Genomic DNA, 17,817 nt, shown 5'->3' with positions numbered 1-17,817 from the left:
AGGAAAAGGGCCCGGCAACAAGACCGGGCGCGCTCAACACGGAGGGAACATGTCTGAATTCACCGAAATCGGGCCGAACCGGCTGCGACGCAATTCGCTGGGGCTGGTCGCCGTCACCTTCATGGTGATCTCGGCCGCCGCACCCCTGACCGGGGTGGCCGGGGCCATGCCGCTCGCGTTCCTTCTGGGGAACGGCACCGGCATCCCGCTGACCTTCATCCTGCTCACGCTGGTCATGCTGGCCTTCGCCGCCGGCTATGTCGCGATGAGCCGCCATGTCATCAACGCCGGCGCCTTCTACGCCTATGCCGCACGGGGGCTTGGCGGCAGTTGGGGCGGCGCGGTTTCGATCATGGCGCTGGTCGCCTACAACACCATGCAGTTCGGCCTGATCGGGCTTCTGGGCGGCGTCGCTGCGGGGGTGTTCGGCGGCTTCGGCATCACCATGCCCTGGTGGGTCTACAGCCTGATCGCCATCGCGCTGGTCGGCATCCTAGGCTACCGGCAGGTGGACCTGTCGGCCAAGGTCATGGTGGTGCTGGTCGGCCTGGAATACCTGATCGTTTTCATCGTCGACTTCGCCATCCTTGGCGCGGGCGGGGCCGAGGGCAAGGGCCTTGCGGTCAACATCTTCGACTTCTCGGCGCTGACGTCCGGTTCGCTGACCGCTGCGATCCTGTTCTGCCTGGGCTCCTTCATCGGGATCGAGGCGACCACGATCTATGGCGAAGAGGCCAAGGACCCGGCGAAGACCATCCCGCGCGCGACCTACCTGTCGATCCTGATGATCGGCATCTTCTTCGTCTTCACCACCTGGCTGATGATCGCGGGAACCGGGGCCGACAAGCTTCTGGAAACCATCGGCGGCCTGCCCGACCCGACCGCGCATTTCTTCATCCTGGCCGAGACCTACACCAATCCGACCATCTCGATGATCGCGGGGCTTCTGCTGGTCTCCAGTCTCTTCGCCGCGCTGTCGGCCTTCCACAACTACATCGCCCGCTATTCCTATGTCGCGGGCCGTGACGGACTGTTGCCGGAAGCTTTCGGCCGCACCCATGATGCGCATCAAAGCCCGCATATCGGCTCGGTCGTGCAGACGGTGCTTGCGGTGATCGTCCTCGCGATTTTCGCAGGCCTGGGCCTCGACCCGATCCTGAACATGTTCACCTGGATCAGCCAGATCGGCACCCTGGGCGTGATCGGGATGATGGCCATCACCTCGCTGTCGGTGATTGCCTTCTTCTCGAAACAGGGCGGGGGTTCGCCCCTGTCGACCAGGATCCTTCCGGCCATCGCCGGGCTGATCATGGCGGCGCTTTTCGTCTACATCTTCATCAACTACGGCGATCTCACCGGGACGACGGGCGGCTCGCTCAGCTGGCTCCTGCCCGCGTTGATCCCGGCGGGCGGCGTTGTCGGTTTCCTGCTGGCCCAGCGGCTGAAGTCCTCGGACCCGGCGCGCTTTGCGAAGATGGGGATGAACCTGGACTGATCCGGGTCAAATCGAAGTCAAAGGCCGGTCCGGGTCGCCCGGGTCGGCCTCTTCATTCACAGCTCGCGCATCCAGAACTGGAGCGGCTTCTCGGTTTCCACCGTGTCGCCAAGGTCCTTCCAACTGAACCGTGCCACGACACCCGGCAGGGTCCGGTAGCCCCGGCCGCGCCAGAAGGAGTCGTTGGACCGATAGACGGCGGGCCGGGCCGGGTGGTCGCTTGGCCGGATGACCGAGCAGAAGGCGACATGAGTGCGGCCCAAGGCCCGGGCATGGGCTTCGCGCAGGTCGATGAAGCGGTGGCCGAGGCCGATGCCGCGGTAGGGGCGGAGGAGGACGGACTCGGCCCCGTAGAGGATCTTCTCTGGCGGAATGCCGAGGTCGCGGAAGGGCGCGGCGAATTCACGGGCGTGGTCCTCCATCGGGGTGGAGGTCGAGGCACCGATCAGCTGGCCGTCGTGGAACGCCCCCACCAGAAGCGCGCCGGGGTTGTCGCGGTAGGTGGCGAGATACTCTCGCTCATATTCCGGTGAGCCGTCGTAGAGGTAGGGCCAGTCGCGGAACACGGTGATGCGAAGCTGGGCGACGCCGTCAAGCGCCGCTTCCAGATCGGGGCCTTTCAGGGCGCGGACGTCGATGTCGTCGATGTTCATGCCTGGACCTGCGCGATCCAGTCGTTCAGGTTGTAGAAGGTGGTGATGCGGGAAATGAGACCGTCGCGGGTCTCGAAGAACCCCCCGGCGGGGAGGATGTAGGTCTGGCCCCTCGCTTCGGGCAGGCCGGGGTCGGTCTTCAGGTACGCGCCGTGGACGACGAATTCGGCGGCCCCGCGGGTGCCGTCGTCGGTCGCGAAGATCGTCAGGTCCTTCAGCTGCTCGCGGTAGCTGACCCCCATGTGGCCACAGAACTCGCGGAACCTGGCCTTGCCGAGCCGGTGGCCGCCCTCATTCACCCGGTGCTCGATATCCTCGGTCAGGCAGGCGAGCATGCCCTCGGGGTCGCCCGCATTGAAGGCGTCGTAATAGCGGCGGATCAGGGCGAGGGTCTCGGCGCGGGGCATGGGGTCTCCTTTGGGGTGGGAGAGTAGCGGGGCGGGGCGGGGTTTCCAAGCCGGGGGGACGGGTTGGGGGCGGAAAGCGACTTTGGGGGAGGCAGTGTCCACGGTGGACAGAAAATCGGGGCGTTTGGAATCAATGGGTTGGTCGCGGGCGTTAGGGTGGGGTTAAGGTTTGCAATAGACCGTGTGAAGAGAGCTTCTGCCGAAGTAGTATCATGGCCTGAGCCAAGAAACGCGGATGATCGTCAGCTTGCCCAAATCGCTTAAGAGGGACGTAGAGGACTTCGCCACGACGGAAAGTGTATCGTTCAATCAATACACTGGCCTTGCCTTGGCCGACAGGATTGGTGCGCGTGGCGCGACCGAGTTCTTTTCCGAACGCGGCAAGAACGGCGCTGTGGATTGGGCGATTGGATTTCCGGTGAGTCGGCCGGAGTGCTGTGGTGCCCGAGTTGCGCACCACAGCTTTGCATTTTTTCAGAGGCAGAGGAACAGATACTCGGTGTCGTAATTGGGCAGCGAACGAGCGGAGGCGCCCTCTGCGGTCTTGCCGACTTTCGCACAGATGCGCTTGGCTTCAGCAATTGTCGCTTCGGACGGCTTCGCACCGCCGAAACTCTCGACGATTTTGACGCTTGAGCCGTTAAAGTCCGATACGATTGGGGTCGTCACACATCCCGCAAGCATCAGAGGGATAAGAAAAATACGCAGTTTCATTCGTTCCTCATCTTGATCAATTTGAACATGCCCATGTTGAATTCAACCAAGACGAAACTTAGGCAGCGGGGTGTTATTCAAGTGGTTCACCGATCAAGAGTATAGGTGCGACACATTGATCCTGACCCCAGAGTGTCCATACCCATTGCCCCTGAGTTCCCTGCCACCAGAACCGCCAAGCTCGCCGCAGCCCGATGCAATAGCGGGCCTGTTCCGTTCCCACCATGCGGCGCAATTCTTTGTCGGCGCCGAAAATCTGTATGCCTTTGGTCGTGTTCAAGGGGATGATGATATTGTGGCTCACAGGGTGAAAGACAATGCCCGAGCGACGCCAATGCCAGACCGCCCCTCTCTACCCTCGCCCGACTTTCCTCATCCCCGCAGCACCCGGATGCTGCTGTGGATGCGGCAGCGGACCTCGTCGGGTTCCGAGGCGACGGCGCGCAGCAGGGCGCGCATGTCGCCGCGCATGGCGTTCAGCTGGTCGATCAAGCCCATCACCATTTTCAGCGACTCTTCCGGGAGCGCGTAGTTCTCATCCAGATCGCAGAGGAGTTGCAGGCGCGCGACGTCGGTTTCGCGGAAGCCGGGGCCGTCGGGGGTTGCCACCGGCTGAACGATGCTGGCCCGCAGGTAGGCGGTCAGGCGGGGTTCGGTCAGGTCGTCGATCAGCGCCACGACTTCGGTCGAGCTGTAATAGCGGGTCATGATCTGCTCCCGGAGTTCATGCCGACGCGCGGGTCGTAGTCATGCGACTTGCGCCAGCTTTCCATGAAGGTCTCAAGCTCGGGGTCCACCTTCGGCGGCATCACGATCTTCAGCTCGACCTGCTGGTCGCCGCCCTTGATGCCGCGCCCGCGCAGGCGCAGCTTCTGGCCGGTGGTCGCACCTTTCGGGATGGTCAGGTTGACCGGGCCGTCGATGGTGGGGGTGGCGACCTTGCCGCCCAGAACCGCCTCGGCCAGGGTGATCGGCAGGGTCAGGAAAATGTCGTCGCCCTCGCGGCGGAACAGGGGGTCCGGCGCGACGGTCAGGGTCAGATAGGCGTCCCCCGAACCGCCCTTGCCAAGGCCTGCCCCGCCCTTTTCCTTCAGCCGGATGGTCTGGCCGTCTTGCGCGCCCTTGGGGATCGTCACTTCCAGGTCACTGCCGTCGGGCAGGGTGATCCGGGTCTTGCCGCCGCGGACGGCGGTCAGGAAATCCACCTCCAGGGTAAAGCGGTGGTCCTGCCCGCGCATGTGGAAGTCGCGTTGCTGGCCGCCCTGGCCGAAGCCCTCAAAGCCTTCGAAGCCGCCGCCGCCCGTACCGGCCCGTCCGCCCGCACCACGGCGGCCGAAGAGGTCGGAGAAGACATCGCCCATGTCGGCGTCATTCTCGAAACCGTAGCTGCGGGCATAGGGATTGTCGGCGGCCTCGGCATGGTCGCGATAGTAGCGGCGCTGCGGGCGTTCCTGGCCCTGTTCGTCGATCTCGCCCGCGTCGAAGCGGCGGCGCTGTTCGGGGTCTTTCAGAAGGTCATAGGCGGCAGCGGCGGCCTTGAACCGTTCAGCCGCTGCGGGATCAGGGTTCAGGTCGGGGTGATCGACCTTGGCGATCTTGCGATAAGCGGCCTTCAACTCGGCCTCGGTGGCCGTCTTCTTCACCCCGAGCGCGGCATAGGGATCGCCCGCCATTAACATACTCCGCCCGTTCAACGCCTTCCGGGGCTGAGGATAGCGGACTAAGTGCGGGCTGCAAGGGCGCAGGGCCGCGAAAGGCGGGGCAGGGCTGGGGTCAGCCCTGCAGGGTGCGCACCCCGTAGCCTTCGCCCCGCGCCTTCATTGCGGCCACTGCCGCGACGCTGGCAGCAGCCGTGGTGAAATACGGGATCTTGTCCATCAGCGCGACGCGGCGGATGTCGCGGCTGTCGCTGACTGCCTGCGTGCCCTCGGTCGTGTTCATGACGATGGCGATGTCGTTATTCTTGAGGCGGTCGACGATGTTCGGGCGGCCTTCATAGACCTTGGCCACGGGTTCGGCCTGCACGCCGTTCGCGGCAAGCCAGTGCGCGGTGCCCTTGGTGGCGACGATCTGGAAGCCCATCGCCACGAGATCACGGGCGGCGGCGGCGAGGGTCTCGGTCTTGTCCATGTCCTTGATCGAGAGGAAGACGCGGCCTTCGGTCGGCAGGATGGTGCCTGCGCCCATCTGGGCCTTGAGAAAGGCGAGCGCGAAGGTGCGGTCCCAGCCCATCACCTCACCCGTCGAGCGCATCTCGGGGCCGAGCATCGGGTCGACGCCGGGGAAGCGGGCGAAGGGGAGGACGGCCTCTTTGACCGAGAACCAGGGGGTATTCGGGTCGGCGAGGGTGAGGGGGTCGGCGAGGGGGAGCGGGCTGTCGGGGCCGACGCCCTCGGGGTAGGGGGCGCGCATCGGGAAGGTGGAGAGCGGCTCGCCGGCCATCAGGCGGGCGGCGATGCTGGCGATGGCGCTGTCGGTGGCCTTGGCGACGAAGGGCACGGTGCGGCTGGCGCGGGGGTTGACTTCGAGGACGTAGATCACGCCGTCCTTGATCGCGAATTGCACGTTCATCAGGCCGACGACGTTCAGCGCCTTGGCCATGATGACGGTCTGGCGTTTCAGTTCCTCGACGGTTTCAGGCGACAGCTGGTGCGGCGGCAGGCAGCAGGCGCTATCGCCAGAATGGACGCCGGCTTCCTCGATATGTTCCATGATTCCAGCGACATGCACGGATTTACCGTCGCTTAACGCATCGACGTCAACCTCGACGGCACCGGAGAGATAGGAGTCGAGAAGGACGGGCGAGTCGCCGGACACCTGGACGGCGGTGGAAATGTAGCGGTCGAGCTGGTCGTCGGAGCGGACGATTTCCATTGCGCGACCGCCAAGGACGAAGGAGGGGCGGATGACGAGCGGGTAGCCGACATCCTTGGCCACAGTGAAGGCCTCGTCGCGGCTGCGCGCGGTGCCGTTGTGCGGCTGCTTGAGGCCGAGGTCTTGCAACAGGCGCTGGAAACGTTCGCGGTCTTCGGCAAGGTCGATGGCATCGGGCGTGGTGCCGAGGATCGGGATGCCTTCCTCGTGCAGCGCATTCGCCAGTTTCAGGGGCGTCTGGCCGCCGAACTGGACGATGACGCCGTGGAGGGTGCCGTTCTCCTGCTCGACCCGCAGGATTTCGAGGACATGTTCCAGGGTGAGGGGTTCGAAGTAGAGCCGGTCTGAGGTGTCGTAGTCGGTGGAGACGGTCTCGGGGTTGCAGTTCACCATGATGGTCTCGTAGCCCGCGTCGGTCAGGGCATAGCAGGCGTGGACGCAGCAATAGTCGAACTCGATGCCCTGGCCGATGCGGTTCGGGCCGCCGCCGAGGATGACGACCTTCTTCGCGGCGGTGGGGCGGGATTCGCATTCCACATCGCCCATCGCGGGGGCTTCATAGGTGGAATACATGTAGGGGGTCTGCGCCTCGAACTCCGCTGCGCAGGTGTCGATGCGCTTGAAGACGGCGGTGACGCCGAGGCGCTGGCGGGCGCGGCGGACCTGGGCCTCGTCGCGACCGGTGAGTTTGGCGAGGCGGGCATCGGTGAAGCCCATCATCTTCAGGGCGCGCAGGGCCTCGGGGTTGGTGGGCAGGCCGTCCTTGCGGATGCGGGCCTCGGTGTCGACGATCTCGCGGATGCGGGCGAGGAACCAGGGGTCGAAGGCGGTGATCGCCTGGATGTCGTCGTTCGTGAAGCCTTCGCGCATGGCCTGGGCGATGACGCGCAGGCGGTCGGGGGTGACTTCGGACAGCTTCTTCGACACGGCGGCGCGGTCGGGCGCGCCGGGGATGGCGATTTCGTCAAAGCCGGTGAGGCCGGTTTCCAGCGAGGCCAGCGCCTTTTGCAGCGATTCATGGATGGTGCGGCCGATGGCCATCGCCTCGCCGACCGATTTCATCGCGGTGGTGAGGTTCGGTTCGGAGCCGGGGAATTTCTCGAAGGCGAAGCGGGGGATCTTGGTGACGACGTAGTCGATCGACGGCTCGAAACTGGCGGGCGTGACCTTGGTGATGTCGTTGTCCAGTTCGTCCAGCGTGTAGCCGATGGCGAGTTTCGCGGCGATCTTGGCGATGGGGAAGCCGGTGGCTTTTGACGCCAGCGCCGAGGAGCGGGAGACGCGGGGGTTCATCTCGATCACCACCATGCGGCCGTCGGCGGGGTTGATCGCCCATTGCACGTTGGAGCCGCCGGTTTCGACGCCGATCTCGCGCAGGACGGCAATGCTGCCGTTGCGCATGATCTGGTATTCCTTGTCGGTCAGGGTCAGGGCGGGGGCGACGGTGATGGAATCGCCAGTGTGAACGCCCATCGGATCGACGTTTTCGATGGAGCAGACGATGATGGCGTTGTCGGCGCGGTCGCGCACCACCTCCATTTCGTATTCCTTCCAGCCGAGGAGGGATTCGTCGACCAGGACCTGCGCGACCGGAGAGGCCTCGAGGCCCGACTTGATGATCGCCTCATAATCGTCACGGTTGTAGGCCACGCCGCCACCGGTGCCGCCAAGGGTGAAGGCGGGGCGGATGATGGCGGGGAGGCCGACGTATTCCAGCGCATCCATCGCCTGTTTCACGCCCGCCGCGATGTCATACTTGCCGGTGGCGAGTTTCGGGGCCGCGACGATGGTCGCCTTGGGGTTTTCCAGCCCGATCCGATCCATCGCCTCGCGGAACAACTTGCGATCTTCTGCCATTTCAATGGCGTGACGCTTGGCGCCGATCAGCTCGACCTTGTACTTATCCAACACGCCCATGTCGGCCAGCGCCAGCGCGGTGTTCAACCCGGTCTGTCCGCCCATGGTAGGGAGAAGCGCGTCGGGGCGTTCCTTTTCGATGATCTTGGCGACGACTTCGGGGGTGATCGGCTCGATGTAGGTGGCGTCGGCCAACCCTGGGTCGGTCATGATCGTCGCAGGGTTCGAATTCACCAGGATCACCCGGTAGCCCTCTTCCCGCAGGGCCTTGCAGGCCTGGGCGCCGGAGTAGTCGAATTCGCAGGCCTGGCCGATGACGATGGGACCCGCGCCGATGATCATGATCGACTTGATATCGGTCCGCTTCGGCATGTCAGCCCCCATCTACTGCGCAAAATTGTGCGGGTTATAGAGAGAAGGCGGGGCGGCGCAAGGGGCAAACGGCGGACCGTCGGGCAAAGGAAAAGGCCGGGGGCGGACCCCCGGCCTCTAAGGTTTTCAGGCGCGAGAAGGCCTCAGCCCTTCTCGCCCACCGCAGCCTCGGCGGCCGCGATAACGGCCTTGCGGGCGGCGATGCGGTCGCCGGTCGGCGGGCCTTCGAAGCGGCGATTCTCGACCAGCACCCAGACGACAAGGGCAATCGCGATGAAGCCGAGGACGACATAGAGGACCCGTTCATTCGGCGGCGCGACCGCGATGAACAGGATAACGGCCATGCCGACGACCGACAGCACCGTCACCAGCTTGTAGAGCCCGGTTGACATGGCCCAGGGACCGGGGGTCGGCCATTTCGGCCCGCCGTAAGCGAACATGCCTGCGATCAGCGGGATGGTGAAGGACAGGAACAGGAAGACAAGCGTCGAGTTCACCACGATCACGTAGATCGAGGTCTCGCCGACCTTGATCGACAGCGCCAGCACCACGTAGAGGATGCAAAGCACGGTCGCCGTCCAGATCGCGTTGACCGGGGTGCGATACTTCGGCGAAACGGTGGCCAGCGGCTTCGAGAAGCCGGGAACCCCGTCATCGCGCGAGAAGGCGAAGAGCATCCGGCTGGCCGAGGTCACCGTGGCAAGGCCGCAGAGCAGTTGCGTGATCAGGATGAAGAAGTAGAGCGCCAGCTTCAGCCCGCTGGGCAGGATCGCGTCCATCGTGCCGAAGAACACACCCCAGCCCTGGGCGGCGGCGGCGTCCATGTCGGGGATCGCCAGTATGATCGCGCAGATCATGATCCAGCCGACGATGGCAGACCAGAACACGGATGAGACGATGCCGCGCGGCACCGAATGCGCGGCGTTCTTGGTCTCTTCGGAGGTATGGGCCGAGGCGTCGTAGCCGGTGATGGTGTAGACCGGCAGGAGAAGGCAGAGCAGGAAGAGGTAGCCGATGCTGTCGGACTGCGGGAAGACCTCGCCGCCTGCCGCACCGGAGTAGTTCTTGAAGGTCCAGAGCCGCGAAATGTCGATCGCCGGCGCGTAGTAGAGGCAGGCGAGGACCAGAACGGCGGTGGTGGCAAAGATGATGTAGCCCGAGATGTCGGTCAGGAAGGTGGTGGCCTTGATCCCGATGTGGTTGAAGATCGCCTGGATCACGGTGATCACGGCGACAAAGCCGACGATCTCCCAGTCGGTGCCGCCAAAACCGACCATTGGCCCGAAGGTGCCGGTAAAGAAGTAGGCGGTGCCGATGTTGATGGCGCCGAGCACGGTGATAAGGCCAAGAAGGTTGAGCCAGGCGGTCAGCCAGCCCCAGAAGCGGTTCCCGAGGATCGAACCCCAGTGGTAAAGCCCGCCCGCCGTCGGGAAGGCCGAGGCGATCTGCGCCATCGAGAGGGCGAACATGCCCGACAGGGCAGCGCCGACGATCCAGCCGATGCCGCCGCCCGCGCCGCCTACCGAGGAGACGGCCTGGGCAAAGGAGTTGATGCCGCCCGAGAGGATGCAGATGATGGAAAACGAGATCGCGAAGTTCGAGAATTTCGACATGGAGCGTGAAAGCTCCTGCGCGTAACCCATGCCATGCAGGACCTTCAGGTCCTCGTGCTTGGCACTGTCATTGTAGTCGTCGGAAGACATGGAATGTTCCCTTCGTACCGGTGTTGGACGCTTTTTTGTTATTCGTTACGGCCAGGCCACATCATGTGGTGGCCGGTAGTGGCGACAGGGAAGCGCGATTTTGATCATCAGGCAAGCTTTGAATGCGTTCCTTGATCTTTTGATCAGAAAATTTGCGGTCCCGTGTCGTTTTGCGTGACATGGGCGGCGCGGATTCGTCTGGCGGCAGGGGCGGGATCGGCCTATCTCAGGGCGCGGAAGGCGGAGCGGGGGCCGACGGGTGATCCTCATCGAACATGGACCGGGGGGCGATCCCGCGCTGTTCCAGCACCCGCGCGAGGTGATCCTCGCCGGGCGGCCCGCCGATGTGTCACGCGCGCTGGCCCGGGCCGAGGCGGCGCGGGCAGCGGGGGCCTGGGTGGCGGGCTATGTCGCTTACGAGGCGGGCTATGCGCTGGAGGCGAAGCTGCGCCCGCTGACGCCGCGCCGACGGAGCGGGCCATTGCTGGCGCTGGGGGTGTTCGATGGCCCGCTCGCGGCCGGATCGGCGCTGGAACGCGCGGCGGCGGAGGGCCGGTCGACCCGGATGACCGCACCCGAGCCGATGGTGGGCCGCCGGGCCTATGGCCATGCGGCGCGGAAAGTGTTCGACTACATCGCGGCGGGCGACTGCTACCAGGTGAACCTGACCTTTCCGATGCATGCCAGGCTGGCGCAAGGCACGGCGCTTGGGCTTTTCGGCGCGTTCCGGCGCACCGGGGCGGTCGGGCATGGTGCCTTTGTCGATCTGGGCGTGGGGCCGGTGGTGGTGTCGCGCTCGCCCGAACTGTTCTTTCAGGTCACGGGAGGGCGGATCGTGACCCGCCCGATGAAGGGCACAAGGCCGCGCGGGCGCGATGCGGCTGAAGATGTGGCGATCGTCGCCGAACTCCTCGGGTCCGAGAAGGACCGGGCCGAGAACCTGATGATCGTCGATCTCTTGCGCAACGACATCTCGCGGCTGTCGCGGGTGGGCAGCGTGAAGGTCCCGACGCTCTTCGCGGTGGAAAGCTATTCGACGGTGCACCAGATGACCTCGACGGTAACGGGGGAGCTTGCAGCGCCCGCAACGCTGCCGGGGCTGATGGCGGCGCTGTTCCCCTGCGGCTCGGTGACGGGGGCGCCGAAGATCCGGGCAATGGAGATCATCCGCGAGGTGGAGCGCCATCCGCGCGGGGTCTATTGCGGGGCGGTGGGCTGGATGTCTCCGGACGGGGATGCGGATTTCAGCGTGGCGATCCGCACCCTGTCGGTGAGCGGGCTGGATATCGTGATGAACGTGGGCGGGGGGGTGACGCATGGCTCGACCACGGCGGGCGAATGGGAGGAGGCGCTGTGGAAAGCGCGCTTCGTGAACGCGGCGGTGAGCCGGGGCTGAGGCTGATCGAGACGGTGCTCTGGGACGGGGCGAAGGCTCCGCGCTGGGCGCTGCATCTCGCGCGGCTGCGACGGTCGGCGAGGATGCTGGGGTGGTCCTGTCCTGACGTGATGCCCTCGGGCCCCGGCCATCCGGCGCGGCTGCGGTTGACGATGGACCGGGAGGGCCGGGTGGAATGGACCGATGCTGCGCTGCCTCCGGCCAAGGCGGAATGGCGGGTTGGGCTGGCGCAGGAAAGGCTGCGATCTGACGATCCCTGGCTACGGGTGAAATCCACCCGGCGCGAGGCTTACGACCGTGCGCGGGCAGCGCTGCCCGAAGGCTTGGACGAGGTCCTGTTCCTGAACGAACGGGGCGAGGTCTGTGACGGCTCGATCACATCCGTCTTCTTCGACCGGGGGCAGGGGATGCGGACGCCGCCCTTGTCCAGCGGCTTGCTGCCCGGGGTACTCAGGGCGGAGCTTGGCTGCGCGGAAGAGGTTCTGCGGGCCGAGGACCTGCCCGGGGTTCGGCTTTGGGTCGGCAACGCCCTGCGTGGCCTGATCCCGGCGGTTTTCATACTGGACTAAATATCCCCGCCGGAGGCTCCTGCGGTTGGTGTCGCGTGCCTCCGGCGGGGATATTTAGTCCAGTATGAAAGGGGGCGGGCTTGACTTGGCCCCTTGGGCAAGGTGTATCGGCCCGGATGACCTTGAGGCCCTGGAAAGGGGAACGATGATGCACGCCTACCGCAGCCATACCTGTGCCGCGCTGAACAAGTCCAACGTGGGCGAAACCGTCCGCCTGTCGGGCTGGATCCATCGGGTGCGCGACCATGGCGGGGTGCTGTTCATCGACCTGCGCGACCATTACGGCATCACCCAGCTTTTGTGCGACGGGGATTCTCCGGCCTTTGCCGCGCTGGAAAAGGTGCGTGCCGAATGGGTGATCCGGGTCGACGGACGGGTGAAGGCGCGGGACGCGTCTCTGGTGAATGCGAAGATCCCGACCGGCGAGATCGAGGTCTATGTGACCGAGGTCGAGGTGCTTGGCGCGTCCGAGGAGCTGCCGCTGCCGGTCTTCGGCGACACCGAATATCCCGAGGAGACCCGGCTGACCTACCGCTTCCTTGATCTCCGCCGCGATACGATGCACCAGAACATGATGCTGCGGTCGAACGTGGTGCGCTGGCTGCGCAACGCGATGTGGGATCAGGGGTTCACCGAGTTCCAGACGCCGATCATCACGGCTTCCTCGCCGGAAGGCGCGCGCGACTTCCTGGTTCCGTCGCGACTGCATCCGGGCAAGTTCTACGCGCTGCCGCAGGCGCCGCAGCAGTTCAAGCAGCTGATCCAGGTGGCGGGCTTCGACCGTTATTTCCAGATCGCGCCCTGCTTCCGCGATGAGGACCCGCGGGCGGATCGTTCGCCGACCGACTTCTACCAGCTGGACATCGAGATGTCCTTCGTGACTCAGGCTGACGTCTTTGCCGCCGTGCAGCCGGTGCTGCAGGGGCTGTTCGAGGCCTTCGGCAAGGGCCGCAAGGTGCATGCCGACTGGCCGCTGATTGCCTACCGGGACAGCCTGAAGTGGTACGGCTCGGACAAGCCCGACCTGCGCAACCCGATCAGGATGCAGGATGTGAGCGAGCATTTCCGCGGCTCGGGCTTCGCGATCTTTGCCAAGCTCCTGGAACAGGACGGCAACGAAGTCCGTGCCATTCCCGCCCCGACCGGGGGCAGCCGCAAGTTTGCCGACCGGATGAACGCCTTCGCCCAGAAAGAGGGCCTGCCGGGCATGGGCTACATCTTCTGGCGCAAGGCCGAGGATGGCTCGACCGAAGCGGCCGGTCCCATCGCCAAGGCGATCGGGCATGACCGGACCGAGGCGATCCGGCTGGAACTGGGCCTCGCCGAGGGCGACGCGGTATTCTTCCTGGGCGGCAAGGCCGAGGCGTTCGAGGGCGTGGCCGGCAAGGCGCGCAACGAGATCGGGCGCGAGCTGGGGCTGACCGACAGCGACAGCTTCCGCTTTGCCTGGATCGTCGATTTCCCGATGTACGAGAAGACCGACGAGGGCAAGATCGACTTCTCGCACAACCCGTTCTCGATGCCGCAGGGGGGCCTTGAGGCGCTGTCGGGCGATCCGTTGCAGGTCTATGCGTACCAGTACGACCTTGCCTGCAACGGCTATGAGGTGATCTCGGGCGGCATCCGCAACCACAAGCCGGAGATCATGTACAAGGCGTTTGAACTGGCAGGCTACCCGAACAGCGAGGTCGACAAGCGCTTCGGCGGCATGGTCAAGGCGTTCAAGTACGGCGCCCCGCCTCACGGCGGTTGTGCTGCGGGGATCGACCGGCTGGTGATGCTCTTGGCCGACACCCAGAATATCCGCGAGGTCATCATGTTCCCGATGAACCAGCGCGCGGAGGACCTCTTGATGAACGCACCTTCTGACCCAACCTTGCAGCAGTTGCGGGAGTTGAACCTGCGCGTGGTTCCGAAGGACAGCTGATGTACCAGGCCTCGGTCCCCGTCTTCCGCCACTACCTGTCGCGCATCAGCGACATTGTGGCGGTCGCAGGGCCAGACGCACTGGATGCCCGGATCGCCGATGCTTTTGCAGCCCGCCAGCAGTTCGAGACTGCGGCAGGCTTTGCCTTGCGGGTGGCCTGTCCGTTGGCCGGGCGCGAGGTGCCGGACCTACCGCAGGCGCTGGGGCCGCGGCTGGCGGTGGCCCGCGCGATGCTGGGGGCGATGACCCCGGCCGAGTTCGAGGGCGCGGAGAGGCGGGTGATCCGTCACCAGGCGGGCTTCGCGGTGCTGGAGCAGAGCGGCGAGGAGTTCCTGCACCTTTACGGGATGCCGAATTTCTTCTTTCACCTGACCATGGGCTATGCAGCGCTGCGCGCGGCGGGCGTGCCGCTTGGCAAGGCCGATTTCGACGGGTTTCATTCCTATCCGGCGGATTTCCGGTTCTGACCGCTGCAACGGTGCAAGCGTTTCAAGCCATCGTCCCGAGCGTGGCCACCCGCTCCTCGATCATCCGGGCCAGTTTTGCCCGGTCGAACCCGCTGCGGATGTCCTGAGCGGCGGTTTCAAGCGCGGTATCGCCGGAGGCACGCGCCAGGCTGCGCAGGAAGGCCAGGGCATAACCCGCGTCCCCCGGCGCTGCGATCAGCGCTGCGGCGCGGACCAGATCGTCGCGCAGCGCCATCAGATCGCCGGAGGGGACCGGCTGATCTTCCGCCCGGTCGAGCGGTCCGGCGCCGGTGGCGAGCTGGCGAATCAGCCGGACCAGACCGGCGGCCGAACCGATGGGCTTTTCGATGAAGCCTGCGGCGCCTGCATCCAGCGCCACGTCCCGGTTGTCGGGATCGCCGGAGATGCCAAGCACCGGGAAGCCTTCGGCGGATAGTTCGGCGATCAGATCCTCACCCCTTCCGTCGGGCAGGCCAAGATCGACGATGGCAAGGTCGGGACGATGGAAGGCCAGGTGCAGGCGGGCGATTTCCAGGCTTTCCGCCCGACGCAGGCGCGCCCCGGCCCGGTGCAGGATCAGCCGCAGGGCGTCGCAGGTGAAGCGGCTGTCATCGACGACAAGCAGGGACAGCCCCCGCAAGGGCAGGCTGCCCTGGCCTTGCGGCGGGTCTTGCGGCAGCTGCGGATCGGGCGGGAAGGGCATGGCGAACCTCGTCTGTCTGCGCCGGAGTGTCCACGACCCCCGTAAAGCCCCGGTTAACGCGATTGCGACCCCAAGGCCGCTTGCACGCGGCCCGCCCGGATCGCATAAGCGGGACCGAGAGCTTGCGAGGACCCCATGATCGGACGCCTGAACCATGTTGCCATCGCCGTGCCCGACCTGGAGGCGGCGGCAGCGCAGTATCGCAACACGCTGGGGGCAAGGGTTGGCGCACCTCAGGCCGAGCCGGATCATGGGGTGACGGTGGTCTTCATCGAATTGCCGAACACCAAGATCGAGTTGTTGCATCCGCTGGGCGAGGCGTCGCCGATCCTCGGTTTCCTGGAGAAGAACCCTTCGGGCGGCATCCATCATATCTGCTACGAGGTCGATGATATCCTTGCCGCGCGTGACCACCTGAAGGCGCAAGGGGCGCGGGTGCTGGGGTCGGGCGAGCCGAAGATCGGGGCGCATGGCAAGCCGGTGCTGTTCCTGCACCCGAAGGATTTCAACGGTTGCCTGGTGGAACTGGAACAGGCATGAGCATCAAATGAGCATCACGGGCGCCATCGTCCTTTACGCGACCACCTGGTTCATGACGCTGTTCTGCGTTCTGCCGATCCGCACCGTTTCGCAGGACGAGGCGAAGGACATCGTGCCGGGCACGCCGCCGGGTGCGCCTGCAGGCGAGGTGATGAAACGCAAGGCCTGGATCACCACGCTGATTGCGACGCCGATCTGGGCGGTGATTGTCGCGGTCATCATGTCGGGCTGGATCACGATCGAGGACCTGGACTGGTTCGAGCGCATCCGCCACTGACGGCCGTTCCGGACTATCGTCCCGCGTCGGCAAGCTGGTGGTAGAGATGGGTGAAGGTCGCCACGCCCAGCACCGGGATGGCCAGGTTCAGGATCGGCACCGACAGGGGCGCTGCCATCAGGGTTCCGGCGGCCCAGAGCGTCCAGCGGTTGCGGCGGCGCATGGCCTTCACTTCGTTGGCCGGAAGGCGGCGGAGGGCGACGAGACTGAAATACTCGCGGCCCAGAAGGTATCCGTTCACCGCCCAGAACAGTACCGGGATGCCGGGGCCGACGAGGGGGTAGAGGAACAGCGCGCCCACGTTCACTGCAATCACCAGACCCAGGAAATTGACCGACTGGCGCAGTCCTTCGGCAAGGGTCACCGGCATCGCGGGCGGCAGGCCGGGATAGTGTCGGTCCTCGACCGCGTCGGCGACGTCTTCCAGGAAGAACCCGGTGAAGGCCGAGGCGACCGGAACCATCAGGAAGACCGAAAGCCCGAGCATGAAGAAGACCGAGGTCCAGCCGAGAATCGTGTGCAGTCCGGTGATAGGGCCGATCACGGGCAGGTCGATGGTATCCGGCGAGAGCCACCAGATGACTTGCAGAAACAGGACGTAGACCCCGAACAGAAGCGCGAGTGCGAGAAGGATGCCAAGGAAGACCACGCGCCGGAACCGGCGGTCGCCGAGCTGGCCGAGCGCCCGGAAGAAGGCGGAGAAGATCACGCCTCGGCCCAGGTGACGATGCGGGCAAGATCGGGGCGCGGACGGTCCGGGAAATCCTCGGGCGGGGTGCCGATGTGGACGATGCCTGCCACCGTCTCGCCCTCGGTGCAGCCGAAGGCGCGGGCGGCGAAGACGGGGTCATGCGCGGGCCAGCCGGTCAGCCAGTTTGCGCCCCAGCCCGCTGCTTCCGCCGCGGTGACAATGCTGAAGCACAGGGCGGCGGCGGACATCAGCTGTTCGACCGGCGGGATCTTGGGTGAGGGCCTTGGCGAGGCGACCACCACCACGGCCAGTTTGCCCAGGTCATACTGGCCGCGCCCCTTGGCGACCTTCTCGTCGTCGCCACCAAGCTCGCGCGCCCGCGCCTCGGCCAGATCGGCCAGCCGCTTGAACGCAGCGCCCTGCACGACGACCAGCCGCCAAGGTTCAAGCTTGCCGTGGTCGGGAACGCGGGTGGCGGCGGTCAGGATCTCGGTCAATTGCTCGCGCGTCGGGACCGGGAGGGAGAAAAGCTTGGCGGGCCGGGAGTGGCGGTGGGACAGGAAGGCAAGGGCAGCGTCGTTGCGGCGGGGCATGTGAAACCTGAGTGTTTTCGTCGCGTGCAGCTTACGGCCATTGCCGGGGCTGCGCCAGCCACCGGAGGCTGCGGATTATCGCAGTTTCCGAACAGCTTCTGTGCCCGTTTTTTGCTTTCCCGGATTGATGGCGAGAGCGTTTCGCGGAAACGGAAATCGCATTGTGGAATCGTTTCGTCCGAGGTCGGATCAGGCATCTGTTCGCAGCCTGGTTCGGTCGAGTTCGGTAGTCGGGCTGCCCTCGTGGAGTCGAGCTTGTCCTCCAGGCCGCTCGGCAAGCATTCCTTGGAGCAGCGAGTGTTCTGCAAGCTCCAACAGATGCATCTGCTTGCTATCATCGAAGTGCGAGCAGAGTGTCCTTCTACTGCCAGAATCCGGGCGTAGCTTCATGACCGACAGCTTCGTCGCGTGACATCTGCTCAATGATTCCAGCAGGTCTTGATCGCGCTGCCAGCATGTCGCCCTGTCGGCTATCGAGCTGACCGGCGCTGACGCCGGGTATCCTGTCAAGTAGCCAACTTGTAGGGATAAATGGCGGACCCGGAGCGATTCGAACGCCCGACCCTCAGATTCGTAGTC

The 17,817-nt window shown here is 65.2% G+C and carries 17 protein-coding genes; 7 read left to right on the top strand and 10 right to left on the bottom strand.

Annotation, left to right across the window (positions count from 1 at the left end; all coding sequences use genetic code 11):
• The first annotated feature begins 49 nt into the window (after nt 1-49).
• The gene (locus tag JNL31_RS09675) at nt 50-1,495 is read left to right on the top strand and encodes an APC family permease (protein ID WP_294972748.1); all 1,446 of its coding nucleotides are present in this window, start codon (nt 50-52) and stop codon (nt 1,493-1,495) included.
• 56 nt (nt 1,496-1,551) lie between these two features.
• Here the strand turns inward: JNL31_RS09675 and JNL31_RS09670 are convergent, their stop codons facing one another.
• From JNL31_RS09670 to JNL31_RS09640, 7 genes are all read right to left on the bottom strand, one after another.
• On the bottom strand, nt 1,552-2,148 hold the full coding sequence (locus JNL31_RS09670) for a GNAT family N-acetyltransferase (RefSeq protein WP_294972746.1): 597 nt from the start codon (nt 2,146-2,148) through the stop codon (nt 1,552-1,554).
• A complete protein-coding gene (locus tag JNL31_RS09665) occupies nt 2,145-2,555 on the bottom strand; it encodes a ketosteroid isomerase-related protein (RefSeq protein ID WP_294972745.1) in 411 nt (136 codons plus the stop codon). Before JNL31_RS09665 ends, JNL31_RS09670 begins: the two co-directional genes overlap by 4 nt.
• Nucleotides 2,556-3,029: 474 nt before the next feature.
• Nucleotides 3,030-3,269: a hypothetical protein gene (locus JNL31_RS09660; RefSeq protein WP_294972743.1), complete on the bottom strand. Its 240-nt coding sequence runs from the start codon at nt 3,267-3,269 to the stop codon at nt 3,030-3,032.
• A gap of 372 nt (nt 3,270-3,641) precedes the next feature.
• A complete protein-coding gene (locus tag JNL31_RS09655; RefSeq protein WP_294972742.1) occupies nt 3,642-3,977 on the bottom strand; it encodes a hypothetical protein in 336 nt (111 codons plus the stop codon).
• Nucleotides 3,974-4,942, bottom strand: a complete 969-nt coding sequence (locus JNL31_RS09650; protein ID WP_294972741.1) for a DnaJ C-terminal domain-containing protein — start codon at nt 4,940-4,942, stop codon at nt 3,974-3,976. Before JNL31_RS09650 ends, JNL31_RS09655 begins: the two co-directional genes overlap by 4 nt.
• Before the next feature lie 100 nt (nt 4,943-5,042).
• Nucleotides 5,043-8,372 carry a carbamoyl-phosphate synthase large subunit gene (carB, locus tag JNL31_RS09645; RefSeq protein WP_294972739.1) on the bottom strand — a complete coding sequence of 1,110 codons (3,330 nt, stop codon included), beginning with the start codon at nt 8,370-8,372 and terminating at the stop codon, nt 5,043-5,045.
• Nucleotides 8,373-8,515: 143 nt separating this feature from the next.
• On the bottom strand, nt 8,516-10,075 hold the full coding sequence (locus JNL31_RS09640; protein ID WP_294972737.1) for an amino acid permease: 1,560 nt from the start codon (nt 10,073-10,075) through the stop codon (nt 8,516-8,518).
• A gap of 259 nt (nt 10,076-10,334) precedes the next feature.
• Between JNL31_RS09640 and JNL31_RS09635 the strand changes: the two genes are divergently transcribed.
• The 4 genes from JNL31_RS09635 (at nt 10,335) to JNL31_RS09620 (ending at nt 14,434) form a co-directional block, all read left to right on the top strand.
• Nucleotides 10,335-11,471: an aminodeoxychorismate synthase component I gene (locus JNL31_RS09635; protein ID WP_294972736.1), complete on the top strand. Its 1,137-nt coding sequence runs from the start codon at nt 10,335-10,337 to the stop codon at nt 11,469-11,471.
• Complete coding sequence (locus tag JNL31_RS09630; RefSeq protein ID WP_294972735.1) at nt 11,414-12,040, top strand: aminotransferase class IV family protein; 627 nt, start codon at nt 11,414-11,416, stop codon at nt 12,038-12,040. The genes JNL31_RS09635 and JNL31_RS09630 overlap by 58 nt, the downstream gene beginning before the upstream one ends.
• Before the next feature lie 148 nt (nt 12,041-12,188).
• Nucleotides 12,189-13,967, top strand: coding sequence for an aspartate--tRNA ligase (gene aspS, locus JNL31_RS09625; protein ID WP_294972733.1), 1,779 nt, complete (start codon nt 12,189-12,191; stop codon nt 13,965-13,967).
• Nucleotides 13,967-14,434 carry a DUF1993 family protein gene (locus tag JNL31_RS09620; RefSeq protein ID WP_294972731.1) on the top strand — a complete coding sequence of 156 codons (468 nt, stop codon included), beginning with the start codon at nt 13,967-13,969 and terminating at the stop codon, nt 14,432-14,434. Before aspS ends, JNL31_RS09620 begins: the two co-directional genes overlap by 1 nt.
• 22 nt (nt 14,435-14,456) lie before the next feature.
• Here the strand turns inward: JNL31_RS09620 and JNL31_RS09615 are convergent, their stop codons facing one another.
• On the bottom strand, nt 14,457-15,137 hold the full coding sequence (locus tag JNL31_RS09615) for a response regulator (RefSeq protein ID WP_294972730.1): 681 nt from the start codon (nt 15,135-15,137) through the stop codon (nt 14,457-14,459).
• A 135-nt stretch (nt 15,138-15,272) separates the two neighbouring features.
• Here JNL31_RS09615 and mce point away from each other — a divergent pair, with 135 nt between their 5' ends.
• Both mce and JNL31_RS09605 read left to right on the top strand, forming a co-directional pair.
• Nucleotides 15,273-15,677, top strand: coding sequence for a methylmalonyl-CoA epimerase (gene mce / locus JNL31_RS09610; protein WP_294972728.1), 405 nt, complete (start codon nt 15,273-15,275; stop codon nt 15,675-15,677).
• Between the two features lie 7 nt (nt 15,678-15,684).
• On the top strand, nt 15,685-15,954 hold the full coding sequence (locus JNL31_RS09605) for a DUF1467 family protein (protein ID WP_294972726.1): 270 nt from the start codon (nt 15,685-15,687) through the stop codon (nt 15,952-15,954).
• Nucleotides 15,955-15,967: 13 nt separating this feature from the next.
• Here JNL31_RS09605 and JNL31_RS09600 read toward each other — a convergent pair whose 3' ends face one another.
• Nucleotides 15,968-16,660, bottom strand: coding sequence for an EI24 domain-containing protein (locus JNL31_RS09600; protein WP_294972783.1), 693 nt, complete (start codon nt 16,658-16,660; stop codon nt 15,968-15,970).
• On the bottom strand, nt 16,660-17,238 hold the full coding sequence (locus JNL31_RS09595) for a nitroreductase (protein WP_294972725.1): 579 nt from the start codon (nt 17,236-17,238) through the stop codon (nt 16,660-16,662). The genes JNL31_RS09600 and JNL31_RS09595 overlap by 1 nt, the downstream gene beginning before the upstream one ends.
• Nucleotides 17,239-17,817: the final 579 nt, after the last annotated feature.

It is taken from the genome of Tabrizicola sp. (assembly GCF_016792905.1).
In the GTDB taxonomy this organism is placed as follows: domain Bacteria; phylum Pseudomonadota; class Alphaproteobacteria; order Rhodobacterales; family Rhodobacteraceae; genus Tabrizicola.
Note: the sequence above shows the minus strand (reverse complement) of the source record. Positions and strands in the feature narration are given on the sequence as shown.